Source organism: Mesorhizobium sp. LNHC229A00, assembly GCF_000502415.1.
GTDB lineage: Bacteria > Pseudomonadota > Alphaproteobacteria > Rhizobiales > Rhizobiaceae > Mesorhizobium.
On record NZ_AYWQ01000009.1, the window covers coordinates 78,282 to 91,824 of the forward strand.

Consider the following 13,543-nt stretch of genomic DNA (forward strand, 5'->3'; position numbering starts at 1 on the left):
GCTAATTTTTGTTGGTTAGGATCGATCAGTCTTGGCGTTTGATCGATGGCGAATCCCGCAGACCCACTTCAGCACGATCCCGGCGAGCCGCAGCGCGAGCATCGTCCGCGCGTGCTCAAAGGTGGAACAGTCATCACGGGGATCCAGAATTCCGAAATCGCCTGTACGGTGCGCAACCAGCATGCGGGCGGCGCCGAACTGAAATTACCCGCCGAAGCCCGGGTCCCCGATCATTTCCTTCTCTACATACCGCTCGACGGCGTGGCCTATCGCTGCGAGGTCCGCTGGCGCCGCAGCGAGCGGATCGGCGTACAGTTCAACGGCACCGAACCCAAGCCGAAGCTACACTACGGCTGAAGGCGAGGCGCACCGGCTTGGCGGGCCTTTTGCGGCGTCCAGCAAATGTTTCGCCGCGCCCATGTCGCTGATCGCACCGGGTTGCCGCCGGGCAGATGGCCGACGGCGGGTCAATTCTATCCCCGTTATCCACATGTGTGACACACAAGATGTTGGGGTCACAAAAGCTACGCAAACGAATCCTTGACGGCCCGAAACGAGTCGCCTTTTATAGGCCATGCGCTCCTGTTGAGAGCGCGACCGGAAAGTTCTGAGCCCGGTCTTTTTCCCGGATTATGTGCGTTTTGCCCGCATTTCCGCCTATTTACGAGGCCGGCGGAAGCGTTGGGATCGTGGGTTGGTGGGCGACGAAAGGGAGAATTGTCGGACTGGAATAAATTGTCTGTTAATACTATATTTAGTGTTTGCAGCTAAGTTCGACGCTAGATAGTGTGAATTTCCCTCGGGTGAGGGAATCGAAAAATTCAGTTTTGAGGGGGCCCGCGGGCCGATTGGCAGCCTCGGCAGATGCCTGGCAAGGCATTATTGTCGTGTGCGTGGCCGAGCCTGCGAAGGGAGATGTCGGCATTGTTCGCAATGCCGACAAACGGCGGACTGCGCGTTTCGTCTTTTGGGGGCAGAAATCCCCTGATGAAAGCGCTACATATAGACAAAAGGGACCGGACCAATGCGCATCGAGCGTCGTTTCACCAAGCCAGGACATGCAGGTCAAGAAGGGGCAGCGTATGCGGAGATCGAATTCCGCAAGGCGCTTTCCGAGATCAAGAATCCGGATGGCTCGGTTGTGTTCCGCCTGGACAACATTGATGTGCCTGCGCAGTTCTCCCAGGTCGCCGCCGACATCCTGGCCCAGAAATATTTCCGCAAGGCCGGCGTCCCCGCGCGCCTGAAGAAGGTCGAGGAGAACGACGTCCCCTCCTTCCTGTGGCGTTCCGTCGCCGATGAGGCCGAACTCGCCAAGCTTCCCGAGGCCGAGCGCTATGGCTCCGAGATCGACGCCCGCCAGGTCTTCGACCGGCTGGCCGGCACCTGGACCTATTGGGGCTGGAAGGGCGGCTACTTCAAGGCGTCGGAGGAGGACGCGCGCGCCTTCCGCGACGAGCTTGCCTATATGCTGGCGACCCAGCGCGTCGCGCCGAACTCGCCGCAATGGTTCAACACCGGCCTGCACTGGGCCTATGGCATAGACGGTCCGAGCCAGGGTCACTTCTATGTCGACCCGTTCACCGGCAAGCTGACCAAGTCGAAATCCTCCTACGAGCATCCGCAGCCGCATGCCTGCTTCATCCAGGGCGTGCAGGACGACCTCGTCAACGAGGGCGGCATCATGGATCTGTGGGTGCGCGAGGCGCGCCTGTTCAAATATGGCTCGGGCACCGGCTCGAACTTCTCGCTGCTGCGCGGCGAAGGCGAAAAGCTGTCCGGCGGCGGCCGCTCGTCCGGCCTGATGAGCTTCCTCAAGATCGGCGACCGCGCCGCGGGTGCCATCAAGTCGGGCGGCACGACGCGCCGTGCGGCGAAAATGGTCATCGTCGACGCCGATCACCCCGATATCGAGGAATTCATCGACTGGAAGGTCAATGAAGAGCAGAAGGTCGCCTCGCTGGTGACCGGCTCCAAGATCGTCAAGAAGCATCTTGAAGCGATCATGAAGGCCTGCGTGAACTGCGAAGGCCATGATGACGACTGTTTCGATCCTGCCATCAACACGGCGCTGAAGCGCGAAATCAAGTTGGCCAAGAAATCGGCCGTGCCGGAAAACTACATCTACCGCGTCATCCAGTTCGCCAAGCAGGGCTACACCTCGATGTCGTTCAAGACGTACGACACCGACTGGGATTCTGACGCCTACCTCACCGTTTCGGGCCAGAACTCCAACAATTCGGTGTCGCTGAAGGACAATTTCCTACGCGCCGTTGAAGAGGACGCGGACTGGCACCTGACCGCCCGCAAGGACGGCAAGGTCTTGAAGACGCTGAAGGCGCGGGACCTCTGGGAAAAGATCGGCTACGCCGCCTGGGCGTCGGCTGATCCCGGCCTGCATTTCAACACCACGATGAACGACTGGCACACCTGCGCTTCGGCCGGTGCGATCCGGGCCTCCAACCCGTGCTCGGAATACATGTTCCTCGACGACACGGCCTGCAATCTCGCCTCGATCAACCTGCTCCCCTACCGCAATGCCGACGGCACGATCGATATCGCAGCCTACGAGCACACCGTGCGGCTGTGGACCATGGTGCTGGAGATCTCGGTCATGATGGCGCAGTTCCCGTCGAAGGAGATCGCCAAGCTCTCCTACGACTACCGAACGCTGGGCCTCGGCTATGCCAATATCGGCGGCCTGCTGATGACCTCGGGAATTCCCTACGATTCGGACGAGGGCCGCGCCATCTGCGCAGCGCTGACCGCGATCATGACCGGCGTCGCCTACTCCACCTCGGCCGAGATGGCCTCCGAACTTGGCGCCTTCCCCGACTATGACCGCAACGCCCAGAACATGCTGCGCGTCATGCGCAATCATCGTCGCGCCGCCTATGGCGAGAAGGACGGCTACGAGAAGCTGGCCGTCAATCCTGTGCCTCTCGTCGCATCGGACCTGAAGCAGCAGGATCTGGCCACTCACGCCAAAGCGGCCTGGGACCGCGCCATCGAACTCGGCGAGGAGCATGGCTACCGCAACGCACAGGCAACCGTGATCGCGCCGACCGGCACGATCGGCCTGGTCATGGATTGCGACACCACCGGTATCGAGCCCGACTTCGCCCTGGTGAAGTTCAAGAAGCTCGCCGGCGGCGGTTATTTCAAGATCATCAACCGCGCCGTGCCGGAAGCGCTTCGCACACTGGGCTATTCGGAGAGCCAGATTGCCGAGATCGAGGCTTACGCCGTCGGTCACGGCAACCTCAACCAGGCGCCGGCCGTCAACCCTGGCTCGCTCAAGGCCAAGGGCTTCACCGACGACAAGATCGCGGCGCTCAACGCGGCGCTGAAGTCGGCCTTCGACATCAAGTTCGTCTTCAACCAGTGGACGCTCGGCGCCGACTGGGTGAAGGAGACGTTCGGTTTCACCGACGAGCAGCTCAACGACTTCTCGTTCGAGATGCTGCCGGCGCTGGGTTTCTCCCGAAAGGACATCGAGGCCGCCAACATCCACGTTTGCGGTGCGATGACGCTGGAAGGCGCGCCCTTCCTCAAGGCCGAACACCTGCCCGTGTTCGACTGCGCCAGCCCGTGCGGCAAGATCGGCAAGCGCTCGCTGTCGATCAACAGCCACATCCAGATGATGGCGGCGGCACAGCCCTTCATTTCCGGCGCCATCTCCAAGACCATCAACATGCCGAACGACGCGACGGTGGAGGACGCAAAGAGCGCCTACATGCTGTCGTGGAAGCTGGCGCTGAAGGCCAACGCACTCTACCGCGACGGCTCGAAGCTGTCGCAGCCGCTCAATGCCTCGCTGCTCGCCGATGGCGAGGAGGACGAGGACGATGCGGTCGAGCAGCTGATCCAGGCACCGGCGGCGGCGCGCGCGGCGCAGATCACCGAGCGCATCGTCGAACGCATCATCGAACGCGTGTCGCGCGAGCAGGAAAAGCTGCCCGGCCGCCGCAAGGGTTATACGCAGAAGGCCAAGATCGGCGGCAACACGATCTTCCTGCGCACCGGCGAATATGACGATGGGCGTCTCGGCGAGATCTTCATCGACATGAACAAGGAGGGTGCCACCCTGCGTGGCCTTCTCAACAACTTCGCCATCGCGATCTCGCTTGGCCTGCAGTATGGTGTGCCGCTCGACGAATATGTGCACGCCTTCACCTTCACCAAGTTCGAGCCGGCCGGCATGGTCATCGGCAACGATGCCATCAAGAGCGCGACGTCGATCCTCGACTATGTGTTCCGTGAGCTGGCCATCTCCTATCTCGGCCGCAACGATCTCGCCCATGTCGACCAGTCGGATTTCTCCAACACCGCACTGGGCCGCGGCATCAGCGAAGGCAAGACCGACGCCGTCTCCAAGGGCCTGACCCGCGGTTCGCCAGTGAAGCTGGTGTCGAGGGCAAGCGGCAGCGAGCCGAAGGGCTTTGCCGGCTCCGGCACCCCTGCCCGCTCGGCGCCGACAGCCTTCTCCGGCTCCAACGTGCTAGCGTTGAAGCCGGCCAGCGACGAGGCGGTCGCCTACAAGCGCGATTATGAGGAGCGGGCCAAGGAACTGGCGGAAGACATCGCCTTCGAGGAAGCGGCCTCCGATGCCTCGACCGATACCACCGCGGCGCTGTTCACAGATACGGCGGCCCATGAAGCGGCCGAAGCGAAGAAACTCGCCGCCGACCGCCGCGCCAAGTCGCTGCTGCAGGGCTACACCGGCAATTCCTGCTCCGAGTGCCAGAATTTCACCATGGTGCGGAACGGGACATGTGAAAAGTGCGATACGTGCGGCGCGACGAGCGGGTGCAGCTGAGGAAACATGCTACCTCGGCTTACGGTTCGCGAGGTCATTCGCTCGCTGGAGGCTGACGGCTGGTATCTAGTCTAGTTGCAACCAAGGGCAGCCATCGCCAATATAAGCACAAAATCAAAGCCGGCCGCGTCACCGTGGCCGGTAAATCGTCTGAAGAAGTTGCGCCAGGTACACTGAACAGCATCCTCAAGCAGTCCGGTTTGAAGGAGTGATTGTATGCATGCAGTAGTGATTGAAAACGCCGGCAATAATTTCTCTGCTTATGTGCCGGACTTGCCCGGCTGCATCGCGACGGGCGCGACCGTGCCTGAGGTGGAAGCAGAAATTCGTGATGCTATACGCTTTCATATCGAAGGCTTACGCGCCGATGGACTGGACGTGCCCAAAGGTGTCAGCTTAGCCGAGTATGTGGAGGCATAAAGCCGTTCGCCAGCTCGCGGCCATGCTCATGCGGCCGTCTAAGACTGTCACCGAACCGGACCACTCCTATTCTGCAAAGAGTTTCTACCATGTGCCGGAGAAGTCCGGCGTGTGTATGAGGAGGCGTGCGCAGTTCTTCATATCGGCCCTGCTGGTCAGGCAGTCTACTCGATTTTTTTACGAGCGACCTCTGCACTTGGAAATGCGAATGATGGGCCTTGAAGGGCCATTGGTTGTGCATCCAAGCAGGGTGGTTCGGGAACCTCATCATTGGCGAGCGCCTGCAACTCTTTGGCATAGGCGGCGCGGCCTGTCATCGCGCCAGGGGCAGTCCAGCCGGTCGCCTTCATACTTGCGGTAGTCTCGGCGAGCGAGCTGCGAACATTGCTTCGACTGAACCGTATGGCGCGCATCAAGCGTCTCGGTCCCCTTAGCGGCAACGGAGGAGGCCAAGGCATCGTCGCTCCCAGAGGCTGGGCCCCAAAAGAGAAGCACCGCATGCAAGCATCCCAGAAAGGCGTGCATATCAAGTCACTCTCTCATAAATTCCAGCAAATGGAGGCTCGGGCCAAACTAGACGCCATCCTTGAGAACTTGCCATGTGAGTAAGCCATTTCTCCTTCAAACAGGCAGATTCGCTGTAAGGGCTTCAAGACGGGAACTTCTTTGGCATGCCTTCCGCGACTTGATCATTCAACCAGCCCTAGAACCGCTGAAACTCAGGCCAACCGTCGAAATCCGCGATGCGTTCCCAAGGGCATGATCATTGCACTAGTCATAATGGATTTACTTTAGGCTTCCCTGCGGAGCGGCAAATCCGTCGTAAATCGTAGCTCCTTTGTGGAGTGAATTCTCCATCGCCTGAAAGGCCGTGGCTTCAGGTTACGGCTTAAAGCCGGATCGGTCCGCCCGTTGGCGGACAGGTCGCAGGCCCAGACGATCGATCTCATGGCGCTATTCATCGCGGCATCCCGTCAAGGTGAAGGCATCCCAGGCCGAGCCATCCGGATTGGCGTTGGCGAAATCGGCCCATTCGGTGAAAGCCGCACCGAAATCGGGCAGCAGCAGCCCCTCAGGCGCCGGGGTCGCTTCGCGCGAATTCAGCTGCTCGGCTCCGCCTCCGGTCAGGGCATAAATTTGCCCGTCCCATATCCGGCAAAGCCCGCTGTCGTCTTGCAGACCCGCTTCGCGGTCGTCGTTGGTGCAGGGGTGGCGGATGGTACCGAGCGGAAACGAATTCTTGCCATTGGTCCAGGTAATATCGGCCGGCAGGCGTATGCCGGTATGAGGCACCGTCAGCGAGAACACCTGCGTCGTCAGTGCCGCCGGTTCGTGTCAATGAAGCAAGGCCGGCGGCGTGCCGGGCCGCACAGTCGCATCATCCGTGCAAAACCATAAGCGAAATCCGGACCGCTGCGTTTATCTGGTCGATCGAAAACTTGCCCCACACAAGCCCGCAATCTGTATGATCGAACGCAGCGGCCCAGGGGACAAGAGATGCAGCGTTTGACACTGATCATAGCGATCTCCGCAACTACGATTGTGCCGGCCGTAGCGGCAGCGCCCTATGTAGGGACATGGTCCAGGGACAGGTTGAACTGCCATGCGACCGCCGACGTCCAGCGCCAGACTGTCTTCACTGTGGATCAGTCGGCCCTGTCGTTTCCCGACCTCGGTTGCGAGCATGCGATCTTTCGCAAAACCGCCACCGGTTGGGTGGTTAACGCCAGCCAGTGCTATGGCGCGGACCCATCGCTTGACGAGCCATTTTCTCGCACCATCCATATCAAAAGAGACGGTGGGACGGTGCGGTTGAGCTGGCGCGGATTCGACAGCGGACCTCTCGTGCGCTGCTGAAGCGGTGACACTCAGACCAATCCGACCAGCAAGGCCGCGCCGCCGAGAAAGCCTGCCGAGCAGACCCACAGCAGCCATAGCCCGCGCACCCGGCATTCGAGCACCGCCGAGGCGGGGTTGGCGGGGTCATAGCGCACGTCGACCTTGCTGCCTTCGACATAGCGCCGCGCCTGACCGCCGACGAGGCCGGGCAGCGAGGCCGTCACGCTGGCGCCGAAAGCGACGCGATCGGCGCTGTAGCGCTCTCCGGCGACACCATAGCTAGACGATGCGGGATTTGAACACCGTGCGCCAAGGCCGGTACCCACCGCCCTCAAACCGGTCGCGGGTCTTGATTGCCTGCAGGCCGGACGCATCGATACGGCCGGCGGCGGTCGGCCATGTTGCCGCCTGCCCGGCAATCGATCTTTGGGCAAAGCCCATGCGCAGCACAAAAAGCCCCATGAACAGCAGGAATGCCGCCGCACCGAGGTTCCCCGGCTTGGGCAGATGCGGTCCGACAGCCTCCAGCACGCCACCGACCGAAAACACCAACACCAGCGCGCAAACCACGAGCCCGGCCGAAAGCTGGACCATGAACTTGAAGGCGCCGTCCGGCATGGTGCGCTCGATCACGGCCTTGCCCGGGCTGGACGGGTCATAGAACACGGTTACCGCCGCGCCACGCGGAAACCGCTCAAGGGTTTCCGCGACTTCGAAATTTCCGAGGTTCTCCTGCACGCTGTAGTGCGAGCTTTGAAATGTCTTGCCGCCCACCTTGTATTCATAGGTGATGGCCGGAAAATTGCGGATTTCGGTCGAAGTGCTGCTCTCCGAGCCAATACCCGAGCTTGTCACCTCGCGCGCCTCGACGCGCGACGAGACGACCTTTCCAGGCGTCGGCAACCAGCGGCTGGCCGCCTTGACCTCGAGCCATTTCAGGAAGGTGACGATCGACAGCATGCCGGCGACCGCGCAGGCAAAGCCGACCAACAGAAACTTGAGCTCCAACTCGTCCCCCCGACGATTAGAGTGCGGCAGCACGCATAGTGACAGCATGGCGACGGCAATGTCTCGTCTATTCGCAAGATTANCCGACGATTAGAGTGCGGCAGCACGCATAGTGACAGCATGGCGACGGCAATGTCTCGTCTATTCGCAAGATTAGGAAATGACCGCCGGAAAGGTTCAATGGTGTAGCGTGGCTACGGGAGCGACGACCAGCCGCTATTCGGCTATTGCCATGACGCGAACATAGCCCTCCAGCTGAAGGGCGCGGGGACGTATCCGAAGCACGGTGGCAACCGCGCCAGGAACTGGGCCAATGTGGCGGGCCATCCGGACGATGACGTGATAAAAGACGATCGATCCGATCGGATGAAGATCCACAACAGCCGGGACGATGCGCATGAGCGAACAAACCGAAGATGACACCGATATACTGAACCAGCTCGCCTATGTCAGGGCCGATCCGACCCAGCACGACACGCTGACCCTTCTCGCCATGATCGATGCCGCGATCGCCGAGATAATGGGCTTGAGGGCGCGGCTGCGTTTGAGCGAGGAAAAAAACGGCGGGAGCAACCAGGTCCGATAGGTGGACAGGACGAGCGCCGACGCGAAAGCATCTGTTCTAATCCGCGTCGGCCATCACCGCCCGACCTCCGCCGCCGGCCCAGGCGCGCCATTGCCGCTCATCGCCATGGAAGACGTTGAGATCGATGCGGCCGGTTACGCCATGCGACAGGCCGGAGCCGGAATATTGCCAGAACAGCCATTTGCGATCGGGATAGACCTTCGACGGATGCCGGGCCACGGCGCGCAGCCAGAACGGGTAATCCGGGAATGCGCCCTGGAGATTGTCGCGATAGAAATCGGGCGCCGTGTAGATGATCGGCCGCTGGCCGTAGTGGCGCTCCAGCTTGTCCATGAACACCTGCATTTTCTCCAGCACCTTTTCGCGCGACGGACGCCGCTGGCAGCTGGAGTCGCCGTTCCACTCGACGTCGATCACCGGCGGCAGCGCGCCGTCGACCTTCGGCACGTTGCGGATGAACCAGTCGGCCTGCTCGCCGGCGGTGCGGCACCAGTAGAAGAAATGATAGGCACCGCGCTTCAGGCCGGCAGCGTCGGCGTCACGCCAGTTCTTCATAAACAGAGGATCGAGGTGGTCGCCGCCGTCGGTCGCCTTGATATAGGCGAAGTTGGCGCCCTGGGCGCGCAGCTTCTCCCAGTTGACGTTGCCTTGCCAGCGTGACACGTCCACCCCGTGCACGGCAAGGTGTCGGGGCGAGGAGCGGCCGAAATTGATCGGCTTGGCATCGCGGAAGCCGTAACGCGTGACCGGGCCCGCCAGCATGGGCGATGCCGCCCGCGACAACAGCTTCGGCGGCGACACCAGGGCTGCCTCCTCGATCGGCGGTTCGACGCTGTCGGGCAGTTCGGGTGCGGGAAACGCCACCGTCTCTTCCTCGGCAAGGCCAAAAGGCCGAGCGGTATCCTCGGGCGCAACCTCAACCAGCTTGCGCGCCGCGTTTGCCTTGGCCATCGGAACGGACGCGATCGGCGCGCGTGGCCGCACCACCGAATTGGTGATTTCATTGGACGGCTTCTGCATGTCGAGCGCGTCCATGCCCGATGTCGACGAACAGCCGGCAAGGCACAGCGATGCGATCACGAAACTGACGACGCCTGGTAACCGCATCTGGACCTGTACTCGAACACAACAGACCGAAGGCGACGGCCGACGGACAACCAGACGAGTTATGAACGAGAAATTACCAATAAAGTTTGAATCAAGTTTTTTACCCTGCATGTAGCCGCTTTCAGGCAGTCGTCGGCATCGGCCCGGCCAAGCCTTGACAGGGCCATGATGTGGCTGTTGAGAACGGGTGTGCGGCGCGGCGGCCCTTGCCCGTGCCAAGGCCGCAAGCTGCCGGTCGAGACCTATTACGGCTGGCTCGTCGACGGCAAGCTCGACGAACTCAGGAGCCTGACAGCGGCAGCCGAGGAACACTTTCAACAGGGAGCTTGCGTGCAGTCGTTCATCGACCAGAGCGTGTGTATCATCGAGAACCATCAGGCCTGGGCGGGTCTCGTGGTCGGATTGCTGGCCTTCGGCGAGTCGCTGGTGCTGGTCGGCATCCTGTTGCCCGGCACCACGGTGTTGATCATCGTCGGCGGCTTGGTGGGCGCCGGCATCGTCCAGCCCCTGCCCGTTCTCCTCGCCGCGATGCTCGGCGCGGCGCTAGGCGACACTATTTCCTATTTTCTCGGCAAATGGCTGGGGCGCGGCGTCGTCCACAAATGGCCGCTCAACCGCTATCGCCGCGAGATCGCCAGGGCGCGCCTGTTCTTCCATCGCTACGGTGTCGCCGCCGTTTTCGTCGGCCGCTTCTTCGGTCCGGTGCGTGCCACCGTGCCGCTGGTCGCCGGCATGATGGGCATGAACAGGCGGCGCTTCCAGATTGCCAACATCCTGTCGGCGATCATCTGGGCGCCGGTCGTGCTGTCGCCTGGATGGCTGGTGGCGAAAGGAGCCGCCAATCTGCCCGAACTCGACGCGACCAGCCTGGTCGGCCTGGCGGTGATCGCGGCCATGGTGGTGGCGATCATCGTCGCCGTGCTTGTCGTCAGAATGCGCGGCAGCCGCAATGCACGGATTTAGGCGGTGCCGCGATTGAGGGCGCCGTGCATCAGCCGCGCTTCCTGAAGACGCCGATCATCGGTCCCAGATTCCAGTAGTCGTCGTTGCGGCCGATGGCCGGAGCGAGCAGGCTCGATATCGTGCCGTCGAGAAAGAGCGCGTTGTCGCAGCCGAGCGCGTCGCGAAAAAGGCGAGCGAAGGCATGGAACGTCACCGTGCCGTTCGAGATGGCAAAGACGGCAACACCGTCCTTTCGCACTCCGACGCCGTCGCGGCTCTTGCGCGAGGTGCCGTCGGCCTGGAATTTCGGGTGAAGCTGGCCGTCGATCACCAGCATTGGCCCTGATTGTGTCGCATAGTCGGTGGCTGGCCGCTGCCTGACGAAGTCCTTGGTCGCCCGCACCACGGCCTTGCCGCGGCTGATATAGAAAATGCCATTCGGCTGCAGCGAAAAATTGCCGCTTCCCGATCCCGTTTTCACACCCGCCATTTCCTGGCCGCGTTCGACATAGAGGCCGACCGGCCTGAGATCGGGGTGGTACATGCCGGCATTGATAGCAAACAGCAGGGTCCGGCCGGCCATGCGCTGGGCGTTGTCAAGATTGTGCAGCGACTGAAAAGGCTTGCCTGCCGGGTCTTTCCAGAACAGTTCGATTGAATAGAGCTTCGGATCGACCTCGCAGACGAGGAAACTCGTAGCCTCGAAGGAGACATCGCGGCACGGCGGCACCGAAGCGAACCACTGGCCGAATGCCACTGTCGTGGCGACCGCGTACGGCAACGCGGCCTTGAACAAGCTCAGCAGCAAGGGCGCCGAATACAGGACGGTCAAAAAATCCATGCGCGTTCCGGATTGGCAGTTCCAACGAACTGTCGTGGATAGCACCGCTTGCCGACACGATGAAGGAAAGAAGTATGGATTATGGCCCGGAGGTCGGGCAGCGGCTATTTGACGGCGCTGACCAGTTCCTCTTCGCCGGCAAGAATGGAAACCCAGCGCCCGGTATTGTCGCTCGCCTGTCTTTTCAGATAGCGATACGGCGTCTGGTTCCAGAGGCGAACCTTGTCGACGAGATTGTCGAGAATGAAGTCGCCCTTGTCGGTGCGCACCGTCAGCACGGCATGGCCTTCGCCGTCCGGCTTGCGAACCACCGTCATCAGGAGGTTGGCTATGGCGACGCCCAGGCTGTTGAGCTCACGCCGCTTTTCCAGCGCGTAATCCTCGCAATCGCCGAAGCCATTGTCCGGATAGGCCCACCATTCCTCCTTGCGGTAATTGTCCATGTCGCTCATCGGCTTGACGCGCGCGTTAACCGAAAGGTTTACGGCGCCGATCTCCCGCAACAGCTTGCCAGTCATCTGTTCCGGCTCGCTGTCGGATGAACGGATCGAGCACTCGGCGGCATGGATCTTGCAAAAATCATAGTGGCCGATCGGCTGGGAGGTCGAGCCGCCGATAGCCATGGAAACGGGAGCCGTATAGGCGGAATTCGCCGCCGAACAGAAAGCAATCAGGGCAATCGCAAGCCCCAGCCCCTTCGCCTTCCGGCGCCAACCCATCGAGGATGCCATCCGGCCCCGCCCATCTGTTTTGTTAACAGAACGTTAAGGGCGGTTATATCCCGAAGTCAACCAAACCGACCGATTACATCTTTGAGGACGCCGCATGCCCCTTCGAGGGTTGCAGCAGCGCAACACCGAGGTTNGGGTTAGGGAGCTAGACGAGCCATCCCATGGCCACGCCCAGCAGCAGGACGACGCCGAGCAGGCCACGGTAGATGACAAAGGGCCAGGCGGAGAAGCGTTCCAGCACACGCATCAGGCCCCAGATGGCGAAGAAGGCCGAAATCGAGGCGACGAGCAGCCCCAGGCCGAGAACCGACCATCCATGGGCATCGAGATGCACCTTGTGCAGTTCCCACAATTCCTTGAGGCCGGCGAGTGCGATCGCCGGCAGCCCCAGCAGGAACGAGAAGCGTGCCGCCTCGGCCCGCTTGAAGCCGAGCCCCAGTGCGGCCGTCAGCGTCGAGCCGGAGCGAGAGACCCCCGGGATCAGCGCGCCAACCTGGGCGACACCGACAAGTAGCGCGTCGGCTAGCGACGCTTCGCCGATGGTGCGCTTGTGGCGGGCGAAAATCTCGGCCAGGGCCAGCAGGATCGCCATGGCTATGCAGGCCCAGCCAATCACGCTCAGGCTACGCAACGGCGAATTGCAGGCGTTGAGAACACCCGAAAGTACCACGCCGGCGATGAGGATGGGGATCGTCGCCAGCACGATCCAGGAAGCCAGTTGGAAATGCCGATCGGCGAAATCGCGCCGTGTGAGAGCGTCGATCGAACCGAACAGGAGATCCCTGACATCGCCCCAGAAATAGCTGACCACGGCGGCAAGGGCGGCAAGCTGCATGGCGGCGGAGAAGGCGGAACCCGGATCCTGCCAGCCAAGCACCGCCGGCACGATGCGCATATGGGCGGTCGAGGAAATCGGCAGCAGTTCGGTGATGCCTTGCACCAGGCCGAGGAATGCGACCTTGGCAAATCCAAGGCCGACAAAGCCCGTGTCGACGCCCTGCGTGCAGATATCAGCCATGTCGGGTTCCATGCGGGAGAAATCGGAGTCGCGAAGACACGATCGGAGGAGATCGGTGCCCGGCAAGGCATACCGTCATGCGGCGGATAATCAATTTACGGATTTGTAAGCTGGCACCGCCGCGTCGGACGCGCACGGCTTCAAAAGCACGTCGCGTCGATACGGATTCAGGCTACGCGCTTCAGATTTGTTTTTTTGCATGTCGTCTTCCCAAAGGGCGACATGCATTCAC

General features: G+C 61.5%; 13 protein-coding genes and 1 pseudogene. 6 read left to right on the top strand and 8 right to left on the bottom strand.

Annotated features, from left to right (window positions below):
- Window positions 1-45 precede the first annotated feature (45 nt).
- The 4 genes and pseudogenes from X742_RS151170 to X742_RS151160 all read left to right on the top strand — a co-directional run bounded on the left by X742_RS151170 (window position 46) and on the right by X742_RS151160 (window position 5,239).
- Window positions 46-357, top strand: coding sequence for a PilZ domain-containing protein (locus tag X742_RS151170; protein WP_023773128.1), 312 nt, complete (start codon window positions 46-48; stop codon window positions 355-357).
- Between the two features lie 667 nt (window positions 358-1,024).
- A complete protein-coding gene (locus X742_RS151165) occupies window positions 1,025-4,819 on the top strand; it encodes a vitamin B12-dependent ribonucleotide reductase (RefSeq protein ID WP_023773129.1) in 3,795 nt (1,264 codons plus the stop codon).
- Window positions 4,820-4,825: 6 nt separating this feature from the next.
- A pseudogene (locus tag X742_RS1000000172610) lies at window positions 4,826-5,031 on the top strand (type II toxin-antitoxin system HicA family toxin).
- A gap of 4 nt (window positions 5,032-5,035) precedes the next feature.
- On the top strand, window positions 5,036-5,239 hold the full coding sequence (locus X742_RS151160) for a type II toxin-antitoxin system HicB family antitoxin (protein ID WP_023773130.1): 204 nt from the start codon (window positions 5,036-5,038) through the stop codon (window positions 5,237-5,239).
- Between the two features lie 164 nt (window positions 5,240-5,403).
- Here the strand turns inward: X742_RS151160 and X742_RS1000000174825 are convergent, their stop codons facing one another.
- The 4 genes from X742_RS1000000174825 to X742_RS01000000170255 all read right to left on the bottom strand — a co-directional run bounded on the left by X742_RS1000000174825 (window position 5,404) and on the right by X742_RS01000000170255 (window position 8,086).
- Window positions 5,404-5,589 carry a hypothetical protein gene (locus X742_RS1000000174825; RefSeq protein WP_156939883.1) on the bottom strand — a complete coding sequence of 62 codons (186 nt, stop codon included), beginning with the start codon at window positions 5,587-5,589 and terminating at the stop codon, window positions 5,404-5,406.
- Window positions 5,590-6,193: 604 nt separating this feature from the next.
- The gene (locus X742_RS151150; protein WP_023773132.1) at window positions 6,194-6,547 is read right to left on the bottom strand and encodes a hypothetical protein; all 354 of its coding nucleotides are present in this window, start codon (window positions 6,545-6,547) and stop codon (window positions 6,194-6,196) included.
- 560 nt (window positions 6,548-7,107) lie between these two features.
- Window positions 7,108-7,404 (bottom strand): DUF3592 domain-containing protein, encoded by a 297-nt coding sequence (locus X742_RS1000000175825; RefSeq protein WP_245275564.1) that lies wholly within the window; start codon window positions 7,402-7,404, stop codon window positions 7,108-7,110.
- Window positions 7,358-8,086: a DUF3592 domain-containing protein gene (locus X742_RS01000000170255; protein WP_245275565.1), complete on the bottom strand. Its 729-nt coding sequence runs from the start codon at window positions 8,084-8,086 to the stop codon at window positions 7,358-7,360. The genes X742_RS1000000175825 and X742_RS01000000170255 overlap by 47 nt, the downstream gene beginning before the upstream one ends.
- Before the next feature lie 397 nt (window positions 8,087-8,483).
- On the opposite strand from X742_RS01000000170255, the gene X742_RS151140 reads away from it, so the two are divergent.
- Complete coding sequence (locus tag X742_RS151140) at window positions 8,484-8,672, top strand: hypothetical protein (RefSeq protein WP_023773135.1); 189 nt, start codon at window positions 8,484-8,486, stop codon at window positions 8,670-8,672.
- Between the two features lie 36 nt (window positions 8,673-8,708).
- Here X742_RS151140 and X742_RS151135 read toward each other — a convergent pair whose 3' ends face one another.
- Entirely contained in the window at window positions 8,709-9,779 is a 1,071-nt protein-coding gene (locus X742_RS151135; protein WP_023773136.1) for a GH25 family lysozyme, read from the bottom strand.
- Window positions 9,780-9,944: 165 nt separating this feature from the next.
- Between X742_RS151135 and X742_RS151130 the strand changes: the two genes are divergently transcribed.
- Window positions 9,945-10,742 carry a DedA family protein gene (locus X742_RS151130; RefSeq protein WP_245275566.1) on the top strand — a complete coding sequence of 266 codons (798 nt, stop codon included), beginning with the start codon at window positions 9,945-9,947 and terminating at the stop codon, window positions 10,740-10,742.
- Window positions 10,743-10,770: 28 nt separating this feature from the next.
- Here X742_RS151130 and X742_RS151125 read toward each other — a convergent pair whose 3' ends face one another.
- From X742_RS151125 to X742_RS151115, 3 genes are all read right to left on the bottom strand, one after another.
- On the bottom strand, window positions 10,771-11,562 hold the full coding sequence (locus X742_RS151125; protein ID WP_023773138.1) for a phosphodiester glycosidase family protein: 792 nt from the start codon (window positions 11,560-11,562) through the stop codon (window positions 10,771-10,773).
- 104 nt (window positions 11,563-11,666) lie between these two features.
- On the bottom strand, window positions 11,667-12,293 hold the full coding sequence (locus X742_RS151120; protein ID WP_023773139.1) for a transglutaminase-like cysteine peptidase: 627 nt from the start codon (window positions 12,291-12,293) through the stop codon (window positions 11,667-11,669).
- Between the two features lie 145 nt (window positions 12,294-12,438).
- Window positions 12,439-13,311: an undecaprenyl-diphosphate phosphatase gene (locus X742_RS151115; RefSeq protein WP_023773140.1), complete on the bottom strand. Its 873-nt coding sequence runs from the start codon at window positions 13,309-13,311 to the stop codon at window positions 12,439-12,441.
- Between the last annotated feature and the right edge of the window lie 232 nt (window positions 13,312-13,543).

Excerpts from the sequence above, each read along its gene's own strand:
- X742_RS151165 (WP_023773129.1), top strand. The coding sequence starts at position 1,025 with ATGCGCATCGAGCGTCGTTTCACCAAGCCAGGACATGCAGGTCAAGAA.
- X742_RS151130 (WP_245275566.1), top strand. The coding sequence starts at position 9,945 with ATGATGTGGCTGTTGAGAACGGGTGTGCGGCGCGGCGGCCCTTGCCCG.
- X742_RS151120 (WP_023773139.1), bottom strand. The coding sequence starts at position 12,293 with ATGGCATCCTCGATGGGTTGGCGCCGGAAGGCGAAGGGGCTGGGGCTT.
- X742_RS151140 (WP_023773135.1), top strand. The coding sequence starts at position 8,484 with ATGAGCGAACAAACCGAAGATGACACCGATATACTGAACCAGCTCGCC.
- X742_RS151160 (WP_023773130.1), top strand. The coding sequence starts at position 5,036 with ATGCATGCAGTAGTGATTGAAAACGCCGGCAATAATTTCTCTGCTTAT.
- X742_RS1000000174825 (WP_156939883.1), bottom strand. The coding sequence starts at position 5,589 with ATGAAGGCGACCGGCTGGACTGCCCCTGGCGCGATGACAGGCCGCGCC.
- X742_RS151125 (WP_023773138.1), bottom strand. The coding sequence starts at position 11,562 with ATGGATTTTTTGACCGTCCTGTATTCGGCGCCCTTGCTGCTGAGCTTG.
- X742_RS151135 (WP_023773136.1), bottom strand. The coding sequence starts at position 9,779 with ATGCGGTTACCAGGCGTCGTCAGTTTCGTGATCGCATCGCTGTGCCTT.
- X742_RS151115 (WP_023773140.1), bottom strand. The coding sequence starts at position 13,311 with ATGGCTGATATCTGCACGCAGGGCGTCGACACGGGCTTTGTCGGCCTT.
- X742_RS151170 (WP_023773128.1), top strand. The coding sequence starts at position 46 with ATGGCGAATCCCGCAGACCCACTTCAGCACGATCCCGGCGAGCCGCAG.